At 46.8% G+C, this 23,456-nt stretch carries 28 protein-coding genes and 1 pseudogene; 26 read left to right on the top strand and 3 right to left on the bottom strand.

Annotated features, from left to right (window positions below):
* Positions 1–169 precede the first annotated feature (169 nt).
* The 6 genes and pseudogenes from MY7_RS20190 to MY7_RS15960 all read left to right on the top strand — a co-directional run bounded on the left by MY7_RS20190 (position 170) and on the right by MY7_RS15960 (position 5,677).
* Positions 170–379 (top strand): annotated as a pseudogene (locus MY7_RS20190) (hypothetical protein).
* Complete coding sequence (gene rho / locus MY7_RS15980) at positions 376–1,662, top strand: transcription termination factor Rho (protein ID WP_003151107.1); 1,287 nt, start codon at positions 376–378, stop codon at positions 1,660–1,662. The pseudogene MY7_RS20190 and the gene rho overlap by 4 nt, the downstream one beginning before the upstream one ends.
* Positions 1,663–1,783: 121 nt before the next feature.
* Positions 1,784–1,984, top strand: a complete 201-nt coding sequence (gene rpmE, locus MY7_RS15975; RefSeq protein WP_003151132.1) for a 50S ribosomal protein L31 — start codon at positions 1,784–1,786, stop codon at positions 1,982–1,984.
* Positions 1,985–2,068: 84 nt separating this feature from the next.
* On the top strand, positions 2,069–2,653 hold the full coding sequence (locus MY7_RS15970; RefSeq protein ID WP_007614390.1) for a thymidine kinase: 585 nt from the start codon (positions 2,069–2,071) through the stop codon (positions 2,651–2,653).
* A 283-nt stretch (positions 2,654–2,936) separates the two neighbouring features.
* A complete protein-coding gene (gene malS / locus MY7_RS15965) occupies positions 2,937–4,634 on the top strand; it encodes an oxaloacetate-decarboxylating malate dehydrogenase (RefSeq protein ID WP_007407609.1) in 1,698 nt (565 codons plus the stop codon).
* Positions 4,635–4,720: 86 nt separating this feature from the next.
* Positions 4,721–5,677, top strand: coding sequence for an AEC family transporter (locus tag MY7_RS15960; protein WP_029325734.1), 957 nt, complete (start codon positions 4,721–4,723; stop codon positions 5,675–5,677).
* Between the two features lie 33 nt (positions 5,678–5,710).
* Here the strand turns inward: MY7_RS15960 and racA are convergent, their stop codons facing one another.
* Both racA and gloA2 read right to left on the bottom strand, forming a co-directional pair.
* Entirely contained in the window at positions 5,711–6,274 is a 564-nt protein-coding gene (gene racA / locus MY7_RS15955; protein ID WP_029325733.1) for a chromosome-anchoring protein RacA, read from the bottom strand.
* A 110-nt stretch (positions 6,275–6,384) separates the two neighbouring features.
* The gene (gene gloA2 / locus MY7_RS15950) at positions 6,385–6,768 is read right to left on the bottom strand and encodes an SMU1112c/YaeR family gloxylase I-like metalloprotein (protein ID WP_007614387.1); all 384 of its coding nucleotides are present in this window, start codon (positions 6,766–6,768) and stop codon (positions 6,385–6,387) included.
* 111 nt (positions 6,769–6,879) lie between these two features.
* On the opposite strand from gloA2, the gene prfA reads away from it, so the two are divergent.
* The 3 genes from prfA (at position 6,880) to MY7_RS15935 (ending at position 9,161) form a co-directional block, all read left to right on the top strand.
* A complete protein-coding gene (gene prfA / locus MY7_RS15945) occupies positions 6,880–7,950 on the top strand; it encodes a peptide chain release factor 1 (RefSeq protein ID WP_003151139.1) in 1,071 nt (356 codons plus the stop codon).
* A 1-nt stretch (position 7,951) separates the two neighbouring features.
* Positions 7,952–8,812, top strand: coding sequence for a peptide chain release factor N(5)-glutamine methyltransferase (gene prmC, locus MY7_RS15940; protein WP_007614386.1), 861 nt, complete (start codon positions 7,952–7,954; stop codon positions 8,810–8,812).
* A gap of 70 nt (positions 8,813–8,882) precedes the next feature.
* Positions 8,883–9,161, top strand: a complete 279-nt coding sequence (locus tag MY7_RS15935) for a DUF5316 family protein (RefSeq protein WP_029325732.1) — start codon at positions 8,883–8,885, stop codon at positions 9,159–9,161.
* On the opposite strand, the gene MY7_RS15930 is transcribed toward MY7_RS15935, so the two are convergent.
* A complete protein-coding gene (locus tag MY7_RS15930; protein WP_007614384.1) occupies positions 9,148–9,522 on the bottom strand; it encodes a UPF0715 family protein in 375 nt (124 codons plus the stop codon). The genes MY7_RS15935 and MY7_RS15930 overlap by 14 nt on opposite strands.
* A gap of 160 nt (positions 9,523–9,682) precedes the next feature.
* On the opposite strand from MY7_RS15930, the gene spoIIR reads away from it, so the two are divergent.
* The 17 genes from spoIIR to atpD all read left to right on the top strand — a co-directional run bounded on the left by spoIIR (position 9,683) and on the right by atpD (position 23,440).
* Entirely contained in the window at positions 9,683–10,363 is a 681-nt protein-coding gene (spoIIR, locus tag MY7_RS15925; RefSeq protein WP_007614383.1) for a stage II sporulation protein R, read from the top strand.
* A gap of 70 nt (positions 10,364–10,433) precedes the next feature.
* A complete protein-coding gene (locus MY7_RS15920; protein WP_007614382.1) occupies positions 10,434–10,877 on the top strand; it encodes a hypothetical protein in 444 nt (147 codons plus the stop codon).
* A gap of 156 nt (positions 10,878–11,033) precedes the next feature.
* Positions 11,034–12,074, top strand: coding sequence for an L-threonylcarbamoyladenylate synthase (locus tag MY7_RS15915; RefSeq protein WP_007614381.1), 1,041 nt, complete (start codon positions 11,034–11,036; stop codon positions 12,072–12,074).
* Positions 12,075–12,142: 68 nt separating this feature from the next.
* Positions 12,143–12,700: a manganese efflux pump MntP gene (locus tag MY7_RS15910; protein WP_007614380.1), complete on the top strand. Its 558-nt coding sequence runs from the start codon at positions 12,143–12,145 to the stop codon at positions 12,698–12,700.
* A gap of 73 nt (positions 12,701–12,773) precedes the next feature.
* Positions 12,774–13,229, top strand: coding sequence for a low molecular weight protein arginine phosphatase (locus MY7_RS15905; RefSeq protein WP_029325731.1), 456 nt, complete (start codon positions 12,774–12,776; stop codon positions 13,227–13,229).
* A gap of 133 nt (positions 13,230–13,362) precedes the next feature.
* Positions 13,363–13,812 carry a ribose 5-phosphate isomerase B gene (rpiB, locus tag MY7_RS15900; protein ID WP_003151149.1) on the top strand — a complete coding sequence of 150 codons (450 nt, stop codon included), beginning with the start codon at positions 13,363–13,365 and terminating at the stop codon, positions 13,810–13,812.
* Positions 13,813–13,825: 13 nt separating this feature from the next.
* Entirely contained in the window at positions 13,826–14,368 is a 543-nt protein-coding gene (locus tag MY7_RS15895; RefSeq protein ID WP_007407598.1) for a TIGR01440 family protein, read from the top strand.
* Between the two features lie 147 nt (positions 14,369–14,515).
* The gene (glyA, locus tag MY7_RS15890) at positions 14,516–15,763 is read left to right on the top strand and encodes a serine hydroxymethyltransferase (protein ID WP_007614376.1); all 1,248 of its coding nucleotides are present in this window, start codon (positions 14,516–14,518) and stop codon (positions 15,761–15,763) included.
* A gap of 134 nt (positions 15,764–15,897) precedes the next feature.
* Positions 15,898–16,527: a uracil phosphoribosyltransferase gene (gene upp / locus MY7_RS15885; RefSeq protein WP_003151154.1), complete on the top strand. Its 630-nt coding sequence runs from the start codon at positions 15,898–15,900 to the stop codon at positions 16,525–16,527.
* Between the two features lie 421 nt (positions 16,528–16,948).
* Positions 16,949–17,332 carry an ATP synthase subunit I gene (gene atpI, locus MY7_RS15880; protein WP_029325730.1) on the top strand — a complete coding sequence of 128 codons (384 nt, stop codon included), beginning with the start codon at positions 16,949–16,951 and terminating at the stop codon, positions 17,330–17,332.
* A gap of 7 nt (positions 17,333–17,339) precedes the next feature.
* A complete protein-coding gene (atpB, locus tag MY7_RS15875; protein ID WP_029325729.1) occupies positions 17,340–18,074 on the top strand; it encodes a F0F1 ATP synthase subunit A in 735 nt (244 codons plus the stop codon).
* Between the two features lie 45 nt (positions 18,075–18,119).
* Positions 18,120–18,332, top strand: a complete 213-nt coding sequence (gene atpE / locus MY7_RS15870) for a F0F1 ATP synthase subunit C (protein WP_003151167.1) — start codon at positions 18,120–18,122, stop codon at positions 18,330–18,332.
* A 142-nt stretch (positions 18,333–18,474) separates the two neighbouring features.
* Positions 18,475–18,987 carry a F0F1 ATP synthase subunit B gene (gene atpF / locus MY7_RS15865; protein ID WP_003151168.1) on the top strand — a complete coding sequence of 171 codons (513 nt, stop codon included), beginning with the start codon at positions 18,475–18,477 and terminating at the stop codon, positions 18,985–18,987.
* Entirely contained in the window at positions 18,984–19,529 is a 546-nt protein-coding gene (locus MY7_RS15860) for a F0F1 ATP synthase subunit delta (protein WP_003151169.1), read from the top strand. The genes atpF and MY7_RS15860 overlap by 4 nt, the downstream gene beginning before the upstream one ends.
* Positions 19,530–19,545: 16 nt before the next feature.
* Positions 19,546–21,054 (top strand): F0F1 ATP synthase subunit alpha, encoded by a 1,509-nt coding sequence (atpA, locus tag MY7_RS15855; protein ID WP_003151170.1) that lies wholly within the window; start codon positions 19,546–19,548, stop codon positions 21,052–21,054.
* A 75-nt stretch (positions 21,055–21,129) separates the two neighbouring features.
* Positions 21,130–21,993, top strand: coding sequence for an ATP synthase F1 subunit gamma (gene atpG / locus MY7_RS15850; RefSeq protein ID WP_003151172.1), 864 nt, complete (start codon positions 21,130–21,132; stop codon positions 21,991–21,993).
* A 25-nt stretch (positions 21,994–22,018) separates the two neighbouring features.
* Positions 22,019–23,440: a F0F1 ATP synthase subunit beta gene (atpD, locus tag MY7_RS15845; protein ID WP_003151173.1), complete on the top strand. Its 1,422-nt coding sequence runs from the start codon at positions 22,019–22,021 to the stop codon at positions 23,438–23,440.
* The last annotated feature ends 16 nt before the right edge of the window (positions 23,441–23,456 follow it).

Below are 23,456 nucleotides of genomic sequence, written 5' to 3'. Positions count from 1 at the left end.
TCTTTTGCAATAAAGAGTCAACCCTATCATTTATATGTCAAAGCATTATTTAAGTTGAATAATTTTTTGAAATGAGGTAAAAATAAAGAGTGCTGCGATTTTTCTGTGTCATTCCTTCTTTTGAGTACTGGGAAATTTTCAAATTCTACCGCATACAGACGATATAAATATTGATCTTCTCAAGTTTTTGTCCTCGCTTCCTTCAAAACTCATTAAGACATTCCTTTTTTAAAAAAAGCGCCGATCATGGGTGGAAGTGTTACCGATAGAAGTTCCTTAACGTTTTATAAAAGAATGTGCTTTGGCGGAATCATGCGAAGCAGCCGATTTGAATGAAAACAGCAATACATTGACTATGAAAAGCGTGGTGTTTTTATGAAAGACGTATCTATTTCCTCTTTGGAAAATATGAAATTAAAAGAACTATATGAACTGGCCAGACATTATAAAATCTCCTACTACAGCAAACTGACTAAAAAAGAATTAATCTTTGCCATTCTGAAAGCCAACGCCGAGCAGGAGGATCTTCTGTTTATGGAAGGCGTGCTCGAAATCATCCAATCGGAAGGATTCGGCTTCCTCAGACCGATTAATTACTCGCCAAGCTCAGAAGACATCTACATTTCTGCTTCCCAGATCCGCCGCTTTGATTTAAGAAACGGTGACAAAGTATCCGGCAAGGTGCGTCCGCCGAAAGAAAACGAACGCTATTACGGACTTTTGCACGTTGAAGCGGTAAATGGAGACGATCCGGAATCTGCGAAAGAGCGCGTCCATTTTCCTGCGCTGACTCCGCTTTATCCGGACCGCCAAATGGTGCTTGAGACGAAACCGAATTATCTCTCAACAAGAATTCTCGATATGATGGCTCCCGTCGGTTTCGGCCAGCGCGGTCTGATCGTGGCGCCGCCGAAAGCCGGTAAAACCATGCTGTTGAAAGAAATCGCTAACAGCATTACGACAAATCAGCCTGACGCTGAATTGATCGTTCTCTTAATTGATGAAAGACCGGAAGAAGTAACGGATATTGAACGTTCCGTAGCGGGCGATGTCGTCAGCTCGACGTTCGATGAAGTGCCGGAAAATCACATTAAGGTAGCGGAACTTGTGCTTGAACGGGCGATGCGTCTCGTTGAACACAAAAAAGACGTTATCATTCTGATGGACAGCATTACCCGCCTGGCTCGGGCCTACAACCTCGTTATCCCGCCAAGCGGACGTACGCTTTCCGGCGGGATTGACCCGGCTGCGTTCCATCGTCCGAAGCGCTTTTTCGGTGCCGCGCGAAACATTGAAGAGGGCGGCAGTCTGACCATTTTGGCGACGGCGCTCGTAGACACGGGCTCCCGGATGGATGACGTCATCTATGAAGAGTTTAAAGGAACGGGCAACATGGAGCTTCACCTTGACCGTTCTCTTGCGGAAAGACGGATTTTCCCGGCGATCGATATCCGCCGCTCCGGCACACGGAAGGAAGAGCTGCTCGTGCCGAAAGAGCATCTTGACCGTCTATGGGCGATCCGCAAATCGATGTCTGATTCTCCGGACTTCGCAGAGAAGTTTATGAGAAAAATGAAAAAAACAAAAACGAATCAGGAATTCTTCGATTTGATCAACCAAGAATGGAAGCAGGCAAACCTTTCATCATCAGCCCGCCGCTGATAAAAAATGTATTTGCAAATGCAGTAAATGACTGATATAATTCTCTCATATGCGTTCCGGATTACTCCGGAATAATAACTCTGTTTCCACACGGGATTCAGGGCGGAAGGAGATGGATACAATGAAAGCAGGAATTCATCCTAATTTCAAAAAAGCAACAGTTAAATGCGCTTGCGGAAATGAATTTGAAACAGGCTCAGTAAAAGAAGAGGTACGCGTTGAGATTTGCTCTGAATGCCACCCATTCTACACTGGACGTCAAAAATTCGCTTCTGCTGATGGTCGTGTTGATCGCTTTAACAAAAAATACGGTCTTAAGTAATAATAGATTTTACAGGCAGGCAAGAATTGCTTCTTGCCTGTTTTTTATGTCCATAAACAGGAAAAAAAGGGGAGCGGATAGCCTATGTACATAATGAAGCAAAGCGGATGGCTTGAGCTGATATGCGGCAGCATGTTCTCTGGGAAATCAGAAGAGCTGATCCGCAGAGTGAAAAGAGCGACATATGCGAAGCAGGAGGTTAAGGTATTCAAACCTGCCATTGATAATCGCTACAGTGAGGAGGCTGTCGTTTCTCACAACGGCACATCCATGACAAGCCACGTCATCTCGTCTTCGGCTGAAATATGGGATCATATCAGTGAAAGCACGGACGTCATCGCGGTAGATGAAGTGCAGTTTTTCGGCGAATCGATCATCGGTGACTTATCCTCGCTTGCGGATAAAGGCTATCGTGTCATCGCGGCCGGACTTGATATGGATTTCCGGGGAGAGCCGTTCGGTGTGGTGCCGAATCTGATGGCGGTTGCCGAATCGGTGACGAAGCTGCAGGCGGTCTGCTCCGTTTGCGGGTCGCCGGCAAGCCGTACGCAGCGTTTGATTGACGGGAAGCCCGCTTCCTATGATGATCCGGTCATTTTAGTCGGCGCGTCGGAGTCATACGAAGCGAGATGCAGACATCATCACGAAGTGCCGAAAAAAACAGACTGATAAATAACCCTTTTCATGAAAACATCGGTAAAAAATCCGGTGTTTTTTTGACGTTTTTTCAAAAATTGTAGTTAAATAACTTAAAAAAGAGTATGAAAAAATTAAGTAATTTTCATCTCTTGAATTTTCATTTTTACAGGCATAAAATGACTAAGTAATGTAAATAGTTATGAGACATTGTTCGAATAATTGTCAAAAAAAGATATAGCAGATCGCGATCACACTAGCCAAAATGGGTAATTACTTAACTTTGTTAACTATTTGAAGAAAGAAGGAGATTTTCTTGAATAATATTAAAGTAACGAAGGAAGGCAACTTAGAAACTACTTTAAGAGGAAAAGAAGTTCTATCTATCCCTACTTTAAATAAAGGTGTTGCGTTTTCAGCAGAAGAAAGAAAAAGCCTTGGATTAGACGGGCTGCTTCCTCCGACAATTCTGTCTCTTGATGAGCAGGCAAAACGCGCATACGAGCAGTTTCAAGCTCAGCCGGACCGCCTTCGCCAAAACGTGTATTTGAATGATTTGCAAAACCGAAACGAAGTTCTTTTCTTTAAATTGCTTCAAAACCATCTTCGTGAAATGCTGCCGGTTGTTTACACACCGACTGTCGGTGAAGCGATTCAAGAATACAGCCATGAGTACAGAAGACCTCAAGGGATTTACCTTTCTATCGACAACGTGGAAGGAATCGAAGAGGCATTTGAAAACCTTCATGCCACTGCCGGAGATATTGATCTGATCGTTGCGACAGACTCAGAAAGCATCCTCGGAATCGGTGACTGGGGTGTAGGCGGTATCAACATCGCCATCGGTAAATTAGCGGTATACACAGCTGCTGCCGGTATTGACCCAAGCCGTGTTATTCCTGTCGTTCTTGACGTCGGTACGAACAATGAAAAACTTCTGAACGATCCTTTATACATCGGTAACCGTCATGAACGTATCCAAGGCGAACGTTACGAAGCTTTCGTTGACGCTTATGTAAAAGCTGCGCTTAAATATTTCCCTAAAGCTCTTCTTCACTGGGAAGACCTTGGAAACAAAAACGCGCGCAATATCATGAAGAAATACAACCATGAAATTCTTACATTCAACGATGACATTCAAGGAACAGGTGCGATTACGCTTGCAGGTGTGCTTGCGGCTATGAAGAAAACAGGCGCGTCTATTAAAGACCAGCGTGTGGTTGTCTTCGGTGCGGGATCTGCCGGAATCGGAATCGCTGACCAAATCCGCGACACTATGGTGCTTGCCGGTCTTTCTGAAGAAGAAGCCAACAAAGCGTTCTACACAATGGACTACAGAGGCTTGTTAATTGAAGGTATGGAAAACATTCTTGATTTCCAAGAGCCGTACCTGCGCACAGCTGAAGAAATTAAAGATTGGAAACGCGATGAAAATGGACAAATTCCTTTCATTGAAGTGATCCGTCAAGCGAAACCGACAATCTTAATCGGTACATCAGGCCAAAGCGGCGCGTTCAGTGAAGAAATCGTCAAAGAAATGGCAAAACACGTTGAGCGTCCGGTCATCATGCCGATGTCTAACCCGACACCGCTTGCTGAAGCCGTTCCTAGCGATCTTTTCAAATGGACTGACGGCAAAGTGCTTGTGGCGACAGGAAGCCCGTTTGACAATGTAGAGTACAATGGCGTTTCTCATGAAATCGGACAATCTAACAACGCATTCGCGTTCCCTGGACTTGGTCTCGGTTCAATCGTTGTAGAAGCGAAAGTGATTACTCCTGCAATGTTTGCGGCAACTGCTGACGCAATCGCAGAAAGCGTTGATTTTGAAACACCGGGTGCAGGCCTTCTGCCGAGCATGAGCGACTTACAAGAAGTTTCAATTAAAGTTGCGATCGCCGTAGCGGAAACTGCAATTAAAGAAGGCGTGGCAAACCGCATTCCTGAAAATGTAGAACAAGCCGTTCTTGATGCAATGTGGAAACCGCAATATAAACAAGTTGTCGCTAAATAATTTTTACGATTAATTTTACAGTCCGAGGGAAAGCTTTTATGTAAAGGCTAAAGTATACGGACATTAAGGATTTGGAGGAGAATATTTTGAGCTTCTTAGATATTTTAATCCTCCTGGCGCCGATCTTTTTCGTGATCGTGCTGGGATGGTTCGCAGGTCGCTTCGGAAGTTATGACGCGAAGTCAGCAAAAGGGGTAAGCACCTTAGTTACGAAGTACGCGCTTCCGGCGCATTTTATCGCAAGTATTTTAACCACTTCAAGAAGTGCGTTTTTATCACAGGTTCCTTTGATGGTCGCTTTGATCATTGGGATTGTCGGATTCTATATCGTCATTCTGTTGGTTTGCAAATTTATCTTCAAGTATGATTTAACGAATTCATCTGTATTTTCTTTAAACTCTGCACAGCCGACATTTGCTTTTATGGGTATTCCCGTACTAGGAAGTTTATTCGGAGCAAGCGAAGTAGCGATTCCTATCGCCGTTACGGGTATCGTGGTTAACGCCATCCTTGACCCGCTTGCGATCATTATCGCTACTGTCGGTGAGTCATCTAAGAAAAAAGACACTGAAAACGAGAACTTCTGGAAAATGACTGGTAAGTCTATTCTTCACGGTCTTTCCGAACCGCTTGCGGCTGCACCGCTTATCAGTATCATCTTGGTACTCTGTGGTGTAACACTCCCTGCTTTGGGAGAAAAAATGCTTGATCAGCTCGGAAGCACAACATCGGGTGTCGCGCTCTTCGCTGTCGGTGTAACTGTCGGTATCCGCAGCATTAAGCTCAGTCTGCCGGCTTTCGGTATCGCTTTGTTAAAAGTTGCCGTTCAGCCTGCGCTGATGTACTTAATCGCTCTTGCAGTCGGACTTTCGGCTGACCAGATCACAAAAGCGGTATTGCTCGTTGCATTCCCTGGATCTGCGGTAGCGGCGATGATTGCCACACGTTTCGAAAAACAAGAGGAAGAAACTGCGTCCGCGTTCGTGATCAGTGCGATTTTATCTCTCATCTCACTGCCGATCATCATTGCGCTGACTGCATAATGAAAAGCTCCCTGTTTCAGGGAGCTTTTTTGATTAGAATTGAAATTTAAAAGGCGAAAATCTCGTTTTTTTTCTGGGTTTCTTATGTTCTGAAGAAGCGGCTGTTTCTGAGAGGGGAGCTGTCTGGGAAAGTTCCTGGATGCGGGAGGCCAATGTCTGCAATTCGGTATTGAGGTCGTCAATTTCCCGCCTGTGCTGAAGAAGCTGATAAGACACCCCTTCATCCGCCTTTTGTTTCAGCTGGCGTTCAAGCTCCTCTATCCTTGAAAGCAGATGGTTCTCACCTTGTTTCTCTTTCGTGAGAATGTCCAGTTTGCGCTCCAGCTCTGCCAATCTTTGTTCAGCGCCGCCATTGATTTTCGGACGCTGCAAAATGAAGCCCGTCCGTTTTTTCGGCTGCCGGGGCACTTGAACGTCCAGAAGGGCAGTGCCTTCAGAAATTTGCCGTTTGACCGATTTCAGCACATCAAGATCCTCAGGTGTAAAGGAATAATGTCCGAGCTCATTCCGTTCAGCCGGAAGATTCAGCTGCTTGACCCACCTTTGCACCGTTTTTGCGGAGACACCGAGCTCTTTCGCGGCCATGTTTGTATTCATGATCACATACCTCCTTTTTGCTAGGTATTCGACCATGAGGCGGCGTTCCCTTCATGTTAGACAAAACAAGAAGGAATTCGCCAAAGAAAGCGGCATTTCTTCAAAAAAAGTTACGCTTCATACAATTCAAGCGGAAGCTTGTCGGGATCGAAGAAAAAGGTAAACCGTTTCCCCGTCAGCGGATCGGTTCTGATCGGTTCTGTGCCGACGCCCTTTTCTTTTAACTCCCTGACGGCTGCTTCAAGATCGTTTACGGTGAAAGCGAGATGCCGGAGACCCGCGGCTTCCGGTCTGGTCGGCCGTTCGGGCGGATCGGGAAAGGAAAACAATTCAATCGCATACGCGCCGTCCAGCGCCAGATCAAGTTTATAAGATCCGCGATCCTTTCGGTATGTTTCTTTTATAATGCCGAAACCGAGAATCTCGGTGTAAAAAGCTTTCGACTTTTCATAATCAGAGCATATGATTGCTATATGGTGGATGGATTTCAGCATATCCGCCCCTCCTTTTTTGCTTCAGTATAACAGAGGCGAATTGCTTTTGACTGGCGATAAGCCCTATACTATAATGAGAATGTTACGCACAGGAAAACAGAGGTGAAGACCGTGTTAGACCGTTTACAGTCAATTGAACAACGATACGAAAAATTAAATGAGCTTTTAAGTGATCCGGAAGTGGTCAACGATCCGAAAAAGCTTAGAGAATATTCGAAAGAGCAATCTGATATACAAGAAACCGTTGAAGTCTATAGACAATACAGAGACGCATCAGAACAGCTTGCCGATGCGAAAGCGATGCTTGAGGAAAAGCTTGATGCCGATATGAGAGAAATGGTGAAGGAAGAAATCTCCGAACTGCAGGGAGAGACGGAAACCTTATCAGAGCGTTTGAAAGTGCTCCTCATCCCGAAAGACCCGAACGATGACAAAAACGTAATCATGGAGATCCGCGGAGCAGCGGGAGGAGAAGAAGCCGCGCTGTTTGCGGGAAATCTCTACAGAATGTACTCCCGTTATGCCGAAATCCAAGGCTGGAAGACTGAAGTCATGGAAGCAAACGTGACCGGAACGGGCGGTTACAAAGAAATCATCTTTATGATTACGGGAAAAGGCGCATACTCCAAGCTGAAGTATGAAAATGGCGCGCACCGCGTACAGCGTGTTCCGGAAACGGAATCAGGCGGCCGTATTCATACATCCACGGCGACGGTGGCGTGTCTTCCTGAAGCGGAAGAAGTAGAAGTGGACATCCACGAAAAAGACATCCGCGTCGATACATTCGCATCAAGCGGACCGGGCGGACAAAGCGTAAACACGACGATGTCGGCCGTACGCCTGACGCATTTACCGACCGGTGTCGTCGTATCCTGTCAGGATGAAAAATCCCAGATTAAAAACAAAGAAAAAGCGATGAAGGTGCTCCGCGCCAGAATCTATGACAAATTCCAGCAGGAAGCTCAGGCTGAATATGATCAGACCCGTAAATCAGCCGTCGGTTCAGGCGACCGTTCCGAGCGTATCCGCACATACAATTTCCCGCAAAACCGTGTGACGGATCACCGCATCGGCCTGACGATTCAAAAGCTGGATCAAATCCTGGAAGGCAAGCTTGATGAAGTGGTTGAAGCGTTAATCGTAGAAGACCAGTCAAGCAAGCTCCAGCAGGCGGAAAATTAAGATGAAGACCGTTTTTGAAGCCCTAAGCTGGGCTTCTTCTTATTTAACCGAAGCGGGAAGAGAAAAAAACGCGGCCGAGCTGCTGTTGTTAAATGATACCGGAATGGATCGGAGCAAACTTCTCGCAAGTCTGCAGGAGCCCGTCGGCGAGGACGAGCTTTATCGATTCAGACGGCACGTGGAGATGCATAAAGAAGGTATTCCGATTCAATATATTATCGGGAAAGAACAGTTTTACGGCAGGGAATTTTTTGTGAATGACGATGTTCTCATTCCGCGTCCGGAAACGGAAGAAGTCGTCTTTCATCTGCTGGACAGACAGAAGCGGGTATTTTCCGAGGCAGAACGCCTGAACGTCATTGATATCGGTACGGGGAGCGGAGCCATTGCGGTGACGCTCGCGCTTGAATGCGGACATTTTTCAGTATCGGCTTCGGATATTTCAAAAGAAGCGCTGCAGGTGGCGGAAAGAAATGCCCAGAACCTCGGAGCGGACGTCTGTTTTTTGCAGGGAGATCTGTTAACTCCTTTTATTTCATCAGGGAAAAAAGCGGATATTATTGTTTCCAATCCGCCGTATATTTCTGAAGAAGAAATGGCGGATTTGTCGGATATCGTCCGTTTCCATGAGCCGCTTCATGCACTTACGGACGGCGGTGACGGTTTGAAATTCTACAAGCGGTTTATGGAGGAGCTGCCTCTTGTCATGAAAGATAAAGCGCTTGTCGTCTTTGAAATCGGATATAATCAGGGAAAAGCCGTGAAAGACCTGTTCCGTCATTCCTTTCCAAATGCGGAAGTGGAAGTCGTACAGGACATCAACGGAAAAGACAGAACCGTATCCGCGATCATCACATCATGAAAAAAGCCCGCCGGTGACGCACATGGCGGGCTTTTGTTACAATGGAAAGAAAATGAAAGGGGCATCCGCCTTGAAAAAAGCGTTCGCCTTCGGATGTATACTCGCCGCCGCAGCTTATGCGGCGGGATTTGTTCTGCCGTTTGGCTTTGACATCATTTTCGGCGCCGTTACGGCTGTTCTTATCGTCACAGCGATCATCGTTTCCGGGTTGGCCGTAAGCGGAGCGGAGCAGCGGGCCAATTATCATTCTGAAACAGAAGAAGGACGGCACGCCCGTTTAAAGATGGCCGCCGTTTTCTTTTGCGCCGCTCTCCCTTCAGCCGGCTGTCTGCTGATTACGCTTCTGTAGCCGGATTTTGTCTTTGCAGCAATACGGAATCCCATACCCAATAGACGACGGCTGTTAAAATCGCAAAGATATAAAAGGCTGAATTAGAAAACAGAGATTGGCCTGACGGCTGCAAAAGACCGAAGATGATCCCGTTTGCAATGAATGACACCCCTAAATAATAAAGAAGATACAGCGGATGAAATCTCTTCGGCTTTTTATTCAGAAAGTATTGAAGCGGCAGCGCAAAAATCAAATAAGGAAACAAAAAATAAAACGCCATCGAAATGAAAGCCGCGATAATGAATTGATGAACATACAAAATAGAATAAATGACAGACATACATGCCGCCGACAGCAGCACGGTGTAATTATATTTCATCTGAAAACCTCCTATCAAAATAATATCGTACCATATTTTGAATCTGTCAATGCAGATTATCAGCTTGCTAGATTTTTTTCTTTCCGCCGGTTTAAACCTTTTCCGTCATGTCCATAATGGGACTAGATAAAAAAAGCACGGAGAGGAACGGTGGGGACCGATGAAACAGACCATGATGATCTGCATATATATTTTTCTTTTATTATCAGGAGCGCTTGCGGGTTTGACAAAAGAAGAAACGGCGCGGGCATCAGCCAATGAGCCCGTTGTCATACCGGATGAAGCGATCCGGCTCAGGATTTTGGCCAACAGTGATAACGATGAGGATCAAAAGCTCAAGCGCCAGATCAGAGATGCTGTAAACAAGCAAATCACGGACTGGGTGAAAGATATCACTTCCATTGAAGAAGCGCGGCGGCTCATTCGTTCGAAGCTTCCTGAAATTAAAGAAATCGTCAAACAAACAATGAAAGAAAAGGGTGCGCATCAATCCGTTTCAGTTCAATTCAATAAAATCTCGTTTCCGACAAAGCTCTACGGCAATATGGTCTATCCGGCCGGAAAATATGAAGCGATTTTAATTACACTCGGCAATGGCGAGGGCGCCAACTGGTGGTGCGTCTTGTTTCCGCCGCTGTGCTTCCTTGATTTCTCAAACGGCGAAGCGGTGAAAGATCAGGAAGACGGCGGACAGAAGCAGGAAGAAACGCAGAAACAGACTAAAAAAGTGCTGGATGACGTAAAAGCAAAGGCTGATAAAGCGAAGAAAGAAAATAAAGATGACGATGATACAGAAGTGAAGTTTTTCCTCGTCGATTGGATTTCAGATCTATTTTCCTGAAGCAAAAGGCATAAATCCGGATTCGATTCATAGATTGGAAGAAAGAGTTGATCGAAACGGAGGGAAATATATGTTTTATCAGCTGAGAGTGGCAAGAGATCAAGATACGGAGGCGCTGGAGGCCTTTTTGAAAAAGGCTGATACGGCACATGCGGAAATCGATCAGCAGATCAGCCGTTTTATCGTGCTGGAAGACAGTGAAAAAAAGATTGCCGCCTGTCTCGGGATCGAAAAATTCAGCGGCGGAAAAGGGCTTCTCCGTTCACTCGTCATGTCGGACAGGCTGAATCAAAGCCATATCGTTACACTGTTTCAAAGTATGGATGTGCTGTGCAAAAAACATGAGATTCAAGATGTCTACTTAGTCGCCAATCAGCCCTCATCTGCTGAGTTTCTGAATGTGATGGGATTTGAAGCGTGCGCCGATGCACCTGATGAACTGTATACGTCCGAACATTTCCGCAACTCGTTATGCACAGAAGGTTCGTTTTTAATGGTGAAAACCTCTGCCTGATCTAACTTATACACAAGGTTATCCACTTATTAAAAAGTGTTGTCCACAGTTTGTGGATAACACTTGTTTTATTAAAGGACATCTTTTATACTTTCAAAAGGAATACACGAGAGAAAATAAAGTTTTACCGCTTTAAAATAAGGAGTTTGGTTATACATGAAAACAAAAAGATGGTTTGTGGATTGTTCGCGCGAATTATCCACAACCGATCCCCAGATTACACAAGCCGCGGAATTGCTCCGGCAGAATGAGGTTGTGGCTTTTCCGACAGAAACCGTTTACGGACTGGGCGCTAACGCTGAAAATACGGAAGCCGTAACCAAAATATATGAGGCGAAAGGAAGGCCGAGCGATAACCCGCTGATTGTGCATATATCCCATATCAGCCAGCTTGATCGTTTTATCAGCCATATTCCTGAGACGGCGAAAAAGCTTATGAAGCTATTCTGGCCGGGGGCGCTGACCCTTGTTCTGCCGTGTAAGCCCGGTGTGCTGTCACCCCGTGTCACCGCGGGACTTGAGACGGTAGCGGTCAGAATGCCTGATCATCCGGTGGCATTAGCCCTCATCAGCTCGGCCGGACTGCCGATCGCCGCGCCGAGCGCCAATTTATCAGGGAAACCGAGCCCGACGAAGGCCGAGCATGTAGCTCATGATTTAAACGGCCGCATTGCCGGTATTGTGGACGGCGGCGCGACGGGAATCGGCGTGGAATCAACCGTTCTGTCCTGTACGGGGAAACAGCCCGTGCTGCTTCGTCCGGGCGGCGTGACAAAAGAGCAGATTGAATCCGCCGCCGGTCCGGTTCTTGTGGATAAAGGGCTGACCGAAGAAGATGAGGTTCCTATTTCTCCGGGTATGAAATATACACATTACGCGCCTTCTGCGCCGATGGCTATTGCCGACGGCGGCGCCCGGAGAATTCAAGAACTGGCAGACGTATATAAAAGCCGGGGAAAACGAATCGGCATTTTGACAACAGAAGAGAACGCCGATAGTTACCAGGCTGATTATATCAAGGTCTGCGGCAGACGCGCCGACCTTGAAACAGTGGCATCCGCCTTATACGATGCGCTCCGCAGCTTTGATGAAGCGGAAGTGGACATGATTATTTCTGAGTCCTTTCCGGATACCGGAGTGGGGCTCGCCGTGATGAACAGGCTGATGAAAGCCGCAGGCGGCACCGTTATCCATTAACTTGTTCTACCCCTTATCGGACATGCATAAGCTAAACAAGCGGGCACGTCCAAGGGGGTTTTTATTTCATGTCGAATCTATTCATCGGGGAACTTGTCTCCTTAAGCATCATGGCATTTGCTTTGGGGACGGATGCCTTTTCCGTCGGGCTCGGAATGGGAATGATTCAGCTGAAGAAAAAACAGATTTTTCATATAGGGGTTGTCATCGGGCTGTTTCATGTCATGATGCCGCTTGTGGGAATGGCGGCCGGGCATCTGCTGTCCGGTTTTTTGGGGACGCTCGCCGTTTACATCGGCGGATCTCTTCTTTTCATTTTAGGGGTGCAGATGATCATCGCCGCGTTTAAACAATCAGACGGGCCGCTCATATCTCCGGCAGGATCGGGACTGTTGCTGTTTGCGGTCGGTGTCAGTCTGGACAGCTTTTCTGTCGGGCTCAGTCTCGGGATGAACGGCTCCAATCCGTTTCTGGCCGTTACGCTGTTCGGGGTCTTCAGCACCGTTTTAACATGGGCGGGCCTTTTGGCGGGAAGAAAGGTGCAGTCGTGGCTCGGCTCCTACAGCGAAGCGCTTGGCGGAGCCATTTTGATCGGATTCGGGCTGAAACTGCTTTTACCGATATAAGATACGTAAAAAAAGAAACGAAGATGCCGTTTCTTTTTTCTTCATTTATAATAGGCAGTAAGAGGTGACGGACATGAAAATAATCTTTGTATGTACAGGCAATACGTGCCGCAGTCCCATGGCTGAGGCTCTTTTTAAATCCATTGCAGAAACGAAAGGGCTGGATGTCAGCGTAAGCTCGGCCGGCGTATTCGCGTCTCCGCACGGAAAAGCGTCGGCCCATGCCGTAGAAGCGCTGTTTGAAAAACGGATCGCTCTCAATCACAGTTCATCTCCCTTATCGGAAGAACATATCGAGACGGCTGATCTGGTGCTGGCGATGACGGAACAGCACAAACAGCTGATTGAAGGCCGATATCAAAACAGTCAGGGCAAAGTCTTTACCATTAAAGAATACGTAACGGGGGAAAGCGGCGATATCTCTGACCCGTTCGGCGGTCCGCTTGATGTTTATAAACAGACGCGGGACGAACTGGAGGAGCTGCTGACCCTTTTGGCTGATCAATTGCTTGACGGAAAAAGCAAGTAATCTGTCAGAAAATCTGCAAACAGGTCATTTGCAAAACGAATGTGAAAGAGTAGAATGAAATCAACGGATTTCGTAATAAAAAGGACAAGCACACTGGGCTGTCTTCGCCCAGCCACACCTAGGAGGTAAATGAATGAAAGTAGCTATTGCGTCAGATCACGGCGGCGTCCATATCCGCGAAGAAATAAAAAGTCTTTTGGATGAATTGCAGATTGAATACATTGATATGGGCTGTGAATGCGGCGCCGGCTCTGTCGATTATTCAGACTACGCTTTTCCGGTAGCGGAAAAAGTGGTGAACGGGGAAGCTGACAGGGGAATTTTAATTTGCGGCACAGGCATCGGCATGAGCATCTCCGCAAATAAGGTAAAGGGCATACGCTGTGCGCTTGCCCATGACACCTTCAGCGCAAAAGCGACGCGTGAACACAATGACACGAATGTTCTTGCGATGGGCGAACGCGTCATCGGCCCGGGGCTGGCGCGCGAAATCGCAAAAGTCTGGCTGACGACTGAATTTACGGGCGGCCGCCACGAACGGCGGATCGGCAAAATCGCAGATTACGAAGAAAAAAATCTGTAAGAGGTGCTGGACAATGGAAGAGATGAAGCAAAAATGGACGGACATGCTGACTGAGTTTCAAGAGCAGGCAGGACTGACGGACGGCAGTCTGCTGGTGATCGGGTGCAGTACAAGTGAAGCCGCCGGAAGCCGGATCGGCACCGCCGGAAGCGGGGATTGGGCTGAATTGATATACGGCGGACTTAACCGGTTTAAGGAAAAAACGGGTGTGCATCTTGCTTTTCAATGCTGCGAGCATTTAAACAGGGCGCTTGTCATTGAAGCGGAAACGGCCGAGCGGTTCAGGCTCCCCATTGTTTCAGCCGTCCCCGTCCCGAAAGCGGGCGGAGCGATGGCCTCTTATGCATACCGGCAGATGCGTTCTCCCGTGCTCGCCGAATCGATTCAGGCTGACGCCGGGATTGACATCGGTGATACGTTCATCGGCATGCATCTGAAACCCGTTGCCGTCCCTGTCCGGATATCAAGCCGTGAGCTTGGAGAAGCACATGTGACGATGGCCCGGACAAGACCGAAGCTGATAGGCGGAATTCGCGCCGTTTATGAATGCGAATGATGAAAATACTTTTCCTGTATAATGTTCGTGTTTTCTAATTAAATTTTGTGATTTTTTTAAATAAGCTGTTACATTCACCTGAAAAACCATGTACAATAAGGGTGGTAAAAATAAAGAACAGGAAACGGATAGGAGAGGATCTCGCTGATGAAACATTTACCTGTACAAGACAAACAAGTGTTTAATGCCATCAAAGATGAGCGTAAGCGTCAACAGACTAAGATCGAATTAATTGCTTCTGAAAACTTCGTGACGGAAGCGGTAATGGAAGCACAAGGCTCTGTTTTAACAAACAAATATGCTGAAGGCTACCCCGGCAAACGCTACTACGGCGGCTGTGAGCATGTTGATGTCGTTGAGGACATCGCCCGCGACCGCGCGAAAGAGATTTTCGGAGCTGAGCATGTAAACGTTCAGCCGCACTCAGGCGCTCAAGCGAACATGGCTGTTTACTTCACGATTTTAGAGCACGGCGACACGGTGCTCGGGATGAACCTCTCCCACGGCGGCCACTTAACACACGGAAGCCCGGTTAATTTCAGCGGCGTTCAATACAACTTTGTAGAATACGGTGTCGATAAAGACACGCAATATATAGATTATGAAGATGTGCGTGAAAAAGCGCTGGCGCATAAGCCGAAACTCATCGTTGCCGGAGCGAGCGCGTACCCCCGCACGATCGACTTTAAAAAATTCCGCGAAATCGCTGATGAAGTCGGCGCTTACTTCATGGTAGACATGGCGCATATCGCGGGTCTTGTCGCAGCCGGTCTTCATCCGAATCCGGTTCCTTACGCTGACTTTGTAACGACAACGACTCACAAAACACTTCGCGGCCCCCGCGGAGGAATGATCCTTTGCCGTGAAGAGTTCGGCAAAAAGATTGATAAATCCATTTTCCCGGGAATCCAAGGCGGACCGCTTATGCATGTCATCGCGGCCAAAGCCGTTTCTTTCGGAGAAGTGCTTGAAGATGATTTCAAAACGTATGCGCAAAACGTCATCTCGAACGCGAAGCGCCTGGCTGAGTCTCTGAACAAAGAGGGCATTCAGCTCGTATCAGGCGGAACGGATAACCACCTTGTGCTTGTCGACCTCCGTTCTCTCGGTCTGACCGGAAAAGTCGCTGAACACGTTCTTGATGAAATCGGCATTACATCTAATAAAAACGCGATCCCTTACGATCCGGAAAAACCGTTCGTCACAAGCGGAATCCGTCTCGGTACGGCAGCTGTGACAAGCCGCGGCTTTGACGGTGACGCGCTTGAAGAAGTCGGCGCCATCATCGGCCTCGCACTGAAAAATCATGAAGACGAAGCAAAACTTGAAGAAGCGAGACAGCGCGTATCTGCCTTGACTGAAAAGTTTCCTTTATATAAAGAACTGGACTATTAATAAGGAAGAAACCCGCCGGAACCTTAATCCGGCGGGTTTTTTTATGATTTTCTTGAAACTGTTTGTCTTTTTCTGTAGAATCAATAGAAGTGTGAAAAAGTCACTCGGACAACAAAAAAGGAGCTGAACACAGTATGGGAAAGGTTTACGTATTTGATCATCCTTTAATCCAGCATAAGCTGACATATATTCGGAATGAAAATACAGGCACAAAGGATTTCAGAGACCTTGTGGACGAAGTCGCGTCACTGATGGCGTTTGAAATTACACGTGATCTTCCTCTTAAAGAAGTGGAAGTGAAAACACCTGTTCAAACAGCGACATCCAAAGTGATTTCAGGGAAGAAACTCGGTATCGTGCCGATCCTGAGAGCGGGTCTCGGAATGGTTGACGGCATGCTGAAATTAATCCCGGCCGCTAAAGTGGGACATGTCGGATTATACCGTGATCCGGAAACCTTAAAACCGGTGGAATACTATGTCAAGCTTCCTTCTGATGTAGAAGAACGCGAATTTATTGTCGTGGATCCGATGCTTGCTACGGGAGGTTCTGCGGTGGAAGCGATAAACAGCCTGAAAAAGCGCGGCGCGAGAAACATTCGTTTTATGTGTCTTGTAGCGGCTCCGGAAGGCGTGGAAGAGCTGCAGAAACATCACTCTGACGTTGATATTTATATCGCCGCCCTTGATGAAAAACTGAATGAAAAAGGCTATATCGTTCCGGGCCTCGGTGACGCGGGTGACAGACTGTACGGAACCAAATAAATCGGAAAACCTCATTCAGGGGGTTTTCTTTTTTTATCCAGATATTTGCTGAATGGGCAGACTTCATACATTTATAGGTGAATTTGTGAACATTCTGTGTATGCTTTCGGTATAAAAAGTTTTTTAACTTTAAACAGATTGACACATGTTAGGGGCTATTGTATGCTAAACGAGGGTATTATGAGAAGGTTTTCATTCCTTTCATTTCTAGTATCCATCCTCATTTTAAATCCTCCAAAAAACCCGTTATATGAGGATTTATCTAAGCGAATGAAACAGCATCCCGTGGCATCAGGAGGATGAGTGGTTTTTTCGAACAGGCCGTTTTGCGGGACAAAAAAAGGCCTTCTGCAAAGGGTTAACCGCATGTTTTGCCGTATCCAGGAATTATATTACATTTTCATCAGGAGACAGATAGTTGATGGACGATCCCAATTTTACATTCAGCAGACAACGGAGATATGTATTTGTGATCTTAGCAATCTATTTGCTGGGATATGGTCTTACGGCGTATAAAACTGTTTTTCTAGGCCTCTTTTTGGGAACTGTTTTCAGTTTGTTTAATTTGTGGCTCTTGACCAGAAGAATGAATGCTTTTGACAAGGCCGTGGCGAAAGGAAAGTCCATACGATCACTCGGGAGCGCAGCGCGTTGGTGCAATGCGATACTTGCGATGGCTGTCGCCTTTAAATATCCCGATAAAGTCAGTGTGGCAAGTGTAATTATTGGATTAATGACAATTTATCCCGTCATTATGATAGATTCCATTATTCAGCTCAAACGTTCATCAATGGAAGAGAGGTGAAAACCCATTGAATCACGATTACAGAACTATGGATTTGTTTGGTCTTACTTTTAATCTGACAAACATTCTGATGATTACTGTGGCAAGTGTGATTGTGCTGCTGATTGCGATTCTCACTACGAGAACGCTGTCCATCCGTCCAGGAAAAGCCCAGAACTTCATGGAATGGATTGTTGATTTTGTCCGCAATATTATAGGCAGTACAATGGATTTAAAAACAGGGGCTAACTTCTTGGCGCTTGGTGTAACCTTGCTGATGTACATATTTGTATCAAATATGCTGGGGCTGCCGTTTTCTGTAACGGTCGGACACGAGCTTTGGTGGAAATCACCGACGGCCGATCCGGCTATTACTCTGACTCTAGCCGTTATGGTTGTGTCGTTAACGCACTATTACGGCGTGAAGATGAAAGGTTTGAAGGAATACTCTAAGGATTACCTCAGACCGGTTCCGCTTATGTTCCCGATGAAGATCATTGAGGAGTTTGCGAATACGCTGACACTCGGACTTCGTCTTTACGGTAACATTTTCGCCGGGGAAATTCTTCTTGGCCTGCTTGCGAATCTGGCGACGAATTTCTACTCAAACAGCTTCTTTCTCGGTTTGGTCGGCACAGTCGGAGCCATTCTTCCGATGCTTGCATGGCAGGCGTTCAGCTTGTTCATCGGTACCATCCAGGCATTTATCTTTACGATGCTGACGATGGTGTACATGTCACACAAAATCAGTCATGATCATTAAAATCATATATCCATTCGGATAACATTTTAAAGGAGGAACTTTTTCATGAATTTAATAGCAGCTGCAATTGCAATCGGTTTAGGTGCACTTGGTGCAGGTATTGGTAACGGTCTGATCGTTTCACGTACGGTAGAGGGAATTGCCCGTCAGCCGGAAGCAGGAAAAGAACTTAGAACTCTTATGTTCATGGGTATCGCATTGGTTGAGGCCCTTCCGATTATCGCTGTCGTTATCGCGTTCTTAGCGTTCTTTGGCTAAGCAAAAAAGCCTTATATGAACTAAAAATGGCGAAGATCACTCTAAGAGAACCTTCGCCATTGCTTTATGTCTGATAAGCAAGCCGTCCCGAAACGGCTTTTTATCAGAAGAGAAAACCTGCAGAAGGGAGTTGCCGTAGTAGATGTCTCAATTACCTCTTGAATTAGGACTGTCGTTTAACGGCGGAGATATCCTATTCCAATTGTTAGCTATGTTAGTTTTATTAGCGCTTCTCAAGAAATTCGCTCTTGGACCGCTATTAAATATAATGAAACAGCGTGAAGATCATATCGCCGGCGAAATTACGTCCGCTGAAGAAAGAAATAAAGAAGCGCAGAAGCTGATTGAAGAGCAGCGCGTTCTTTTAAAAGAAGCGAAACAGGAATCACAATCACTCATTGAAAATGCGAAAAAACTGGGTGAAAAGCAGAAGGAAGACATTATCCAAGCTGCACGCGCCGAGTCTGAAAGATTGAAAGAAGCGGCGAGAACCGAAATTGTCAAAGAAAAAGAACAAGCGGTTTCCGCACTTCGCGAGCAAGTCGCATCACTTTCTGTCTTAATCGCATCGAAAGTGATTGAAAAAGAGCTTGATGAACAAGCCCAGGAACAACTGATTCAGGACTATCTTAAAGAGGTAGGAGAAAGCCGATGAGTGGATCTGCTGTCTCTAAACGATACGCGTCTGCGCTTTTCGACATTGCCGTTGAGACTTCTCAAATCAATGAAATCGAAGAAGAGCTTACCGTACTAAAAGAAGTGTTCCGGAACGAAGCCGGATTACAGGAAGTGTTAAGCCATCCGAAGGTATCGGCCGCTAAGAAAAAAGAGCTGATTCAGCAATCGTTCGGCGCACTGTCTGAGTCTGTGCTGCATACGATTTTTCTTCTGATTGACCGCCGTCGGTCTTCGATTGTGCCTGATCTCACAGACGAGTTTATCAAACTTGCCAATCAGGCCCGTCAGACAGAGGACGCGGTTGTTTATTCAGTAAAACCGCTGTCAGAAGCGGAAATGTTATCATTGTCTCAAGTGTTTGCAAAAAAAGCCGGAATCGCTTCGCTCAGAATCAGAAATGAAGTGCAGACGGATTTAATAGGCGGCATTAAAGTCCGCATTGGAAACCGGATTTATGACGGAAGCGTGAGCGGAAAGCTTGAGCGCATGGAACGTCAACTTGCCGGAGGAAATCGATAGAAGGGGTGAAACCTAAGTGAGCATCAAAGCTGAAGAGATTAGCACGCTGATAAAGCAGCAAATTCAAAATTACCAATCTGAAATTGAAGTTCATGACGTAGGTACAGTCATCCAAGTCGGAGACGGTATTGCGCGTGTGCACGGCCTTGACAATTGTATGGCCGGTGAACTTGTTGAGTTTTCAAACGGCGTTTTGGGTATGGCTCAAAACCTTGAAGAATCCAACGTAGGTATCGTTATCTTAGGACCTTACAGAGATATCCGTGAAGGTGATGAGGTCAAAAGAACGGGCCGCATCATGGAAGTTCCTGTAGGTGAAGAATTAATCGGACGTATCGTCAACCCGCTCGGACAGCCGGTAGACGGACTGGGTCCGATTCTGACAAGCAAAACACGTCCGATCGAAAGCCAGGCTCCAGGCGTAATGGACCGTAAATCGGTTCATGAGCCGCTGCAAACAGGTATCAAAGCGATCGACGCGTTAATTCCGATCGGCCGCGGACAGCGTGAGCTGATTATCGGTGACCGTCAGACAGGTAAAACATCTGTTGCGATTGATACAATCTTAAACCAAAAAGATCAAGACATGATCTGTGTGTACGTAGCGATCGGTCAAAAAGAATCTACAGTGCGCGGCGTGGTGGAAACACTTCGTAAGCATGGCGCGCTTGATTACACGATTGTCGTGACGGCGTCCGCTTCACAGCCGGCTCCGCTTCTTTACCTTGCACCGTATGCAGGGGTGACAATGGGTGAAGAATTCATGTACAACGGCAAGCACGTTCTCGTCGTATATGATGATTTATCCAAACAAGCGGCCGCTTACCGTGAGCTGTCATTGCTTCTTCGCCGTCCGCCGGGCCGTGAAGCATTCCCTGGGGATGTATTCTATCTTCACTCCCGTCTGCTTGAGCGCGCAGCCAAGCTGAGTGACGCTAAAGGCGCAGGATCAATTACGGCGCTGCCGTTCGTCGAAACACAAGCAGGAGATATCTCCGCTTATATCCCGACAAACGTCATTTCCATTACTGACGGACAGATTTTCCTTCAATCCGACCTATTCTTCTCAGGCGTGCGTCCTGCGATCAATGCCGGATTATCCGTATCCCGTGTCGGCGGATCAGCCCAAATCAAAGCGATGAAAAAGGTAGCTGGAACATTGCGTCTTGACCTGGCTTCATACCGTGAACTTGAAGCGTTCGCCCAATTCGGATCTGATCTTGACCAGGCGACTCAGGCGAAACTGAACCGCGGTGCGCGTACAGTTGAAGTGCTGAAACAAGACTTGAATAAACCGCTTCCGGTTGAAAAACAGGTAGCCATTCTTTATGCGCTGACAAAAGGATATCTTGATGATATTCCGGTTGCGGATATCAGACGTTTTGAAGAAGAGTACTACATGTACCTTGATCAAAACCATAAAGATCTGCTTGACGGCATTGCGAAAACAGGAAACCTTCCTGCTGATGAAGACTTCAAAGCTGCAATCGAAGGCTTCAAACGCACATTTGCACCAAGCAACTAACCCTTAGAAGATGAGAGAAAAAGGTTCTCTTTTTCTCTCTTTTTACGCAAATGAAGAATAAAGGTGGTGAAATCTTTGGCCTCATTACGCGATATTAAGTCAAGGATCACGTCAACGAAAAAAACAAGCCAGATTACAAAAGCCATGCAGATGGTATCCGCTGCGAAGCTGAACCGTGCGGAAACCAACGCAAAGTCATTTGCTCCGTATATGGATAAGATCCAGGAGGTTGTGTTTAACGTCGGAAAAGGCGCGAAAAACGCGAAACACCCGATGCTTGTCTCAAGAGAAGTGAAAAAGACGGCGTATCTCGTCATTACGTCTGACCGCGGGCTTGCGGGTGCGTTTAACAGTTCGGTTTTGCGAAACGCTTACCGCACCATTCAAGAACGCCATCAGTCTAAAGATGAATACACGGTGATTGCAATCGGCAGAGTCGGCCGCGATTTCTTCAAAAAACGGGAGATGCCGATTTTGTCTGAGTTAGTGGGGCTTGGCGACGAGGTCACTTTTGCTCAGATTAAAGATTTGACCCGTCAGACGGTTCAAATGTTTATCGACGGCGCTTTTGATGAACTGCATTTGGTGTATAACCATTTCGTCAGTGCGATTTCACAGGAAGTGACGGAGAAAAAAGTGCTGCCTTTAACGGATTTCGGAACGAGCGGCGGGAAGCGCACGGCTTCTTACGAGTTCGAACCGGATGAAGAAGAGGTGCTCGAAGTGCTGCTTCCTCAATATGCGGAAAGCTTAATTTACGGCGCGCTTCTTGACAGTAAAGCAAGTGAACACGCTGCGAGAATGACAGCAATGAAAAATGCGACTGATAATGCGAAAGAACTCATTGATTCACTTTCGCTTTCATATAACCGCGCGCGTCAAGCGGCGATTACACAAGAAATTACCGAAATTGTCGGCGGTGCAGCCGCTTTAGAATAGAAAGATTTTGTCAGGAGGGATAGCGATGAAGAAAGGACGCGTAAGTCAGGTGCTTGGACCGGTTGTCGACGTACGTTTCGAGGACGGCCACTTGCCTGCGATTTATAATGCGATTAAAGTTTCACAGCCAGCTACAGGCGAAAATGAAGTAGGCATCGACCTAACGCTAGAGGTTGCTCTTCATTTAGGCGATGATACAGTCCGTACAATTGCCATGGCATCTACGGACGGAATTCAGCGCGGAATGGAAGCTGTTGATACAGGTGCGCCGATTTCCGTTCCTGTCGGTGATGTGACTCTCGGACGCGTATTTAACGTACTGGGAGATAAAATTGATTTAAATGAACCGCTGCCTGCGGATGCTCAAAAGGACCCGATCCACAGATCAGCTCCTTCATTCGATGAGCTTTCAACTGAGGTTGAAATTCTTGAAACGGGAATTAAGGTTGTTGACCTGCTCGCTCCTTACATCAAGGGCGGTAAAATCGGATTGTTCGGCGGCGCCGGCGTAGGTAAAACCGTATTAATCCAGGAATTAATCAACAACATCGCGCAAGAGCACGGCGGTATTTCCGTATTCGCCGGTGTAGGAGAGCGTACTCGTGAAGGGAACGACCTTTTCTACGAAATGAGCGATTCAGGCGTTATTAAGAAAACAGCCATGGTCTTCGGACAAATGAACGAGCCGCCGGGCGCACGTATGCGTGTAGCACTGACGGGTCTTACAATGGCTGAGCATTTCCGTGATAAACAAGGACAGGACGTACTGTTCTTTATCGATAACATTTTCCGTTTCACACAAGCGGGTTCAGAGGTTTCTGCGCTTCTCGGCCGTATGCCTTCTGCGGTTGGTTATCAGCCGACGCTTGCGACAGAAATGGGTCAGCTTCAAGAGCGTATTACGTCTACAAACGTTGGTTCAGTTACATCTATCCAGGCGATCTACGTGCCTGCCGATGACTACACTGACCCGGCTCCGGCGACAACGTTCGCTCACTTGGATGCAACGACTAACCTTGAGCGTAAATTAACTGAAATGGGTATCTACCCTGCGGTTGATCCGCTGGCTTCCACTTCCCGCGCGCTTGCTCCGGAAATTGTCGGAGAAGAGCATTATGCGGTGGCGCGTGAAGTCCAGTCAACGCTTCAGCGTTACAAAGAACTTCAGGATATTATCGCGATTCTCGGTATGGACGAATTAGGTGAAGAAGACAAGCTTGTCGTTCACCGCGCACGCCGTATCCAGTTCTTCCTTTCTCAAAACTTCCACGTAGCTGAGCAGTTTACGGGACAAAAGGGTTCTTACGTGCCTGTTAAAGAAACGGTACGAGGCTTTAAAGAAATCCTTTCCGGTAAATATGACCATCTTCCGGAAGATGCATTCCGTCTTGTGGGACGCATTGAAGAAGTCATTGAGAATGCAAAAGAGATGGGTGTAGAAGTTTAATCTGGTCCTAGGAGGG

The organism is Bacillus sp. 5B6, from assembly GCF_000259405.1.
Taxonomy (GTDB): Bacteria; Bacillota; Bacilli; order Bacillales; family Bacillaceae; genus Bacillus; species Bacillus velezensis.
This window is presented reverse-complemented; position numbering and strand designations above follow the sequence as displayed.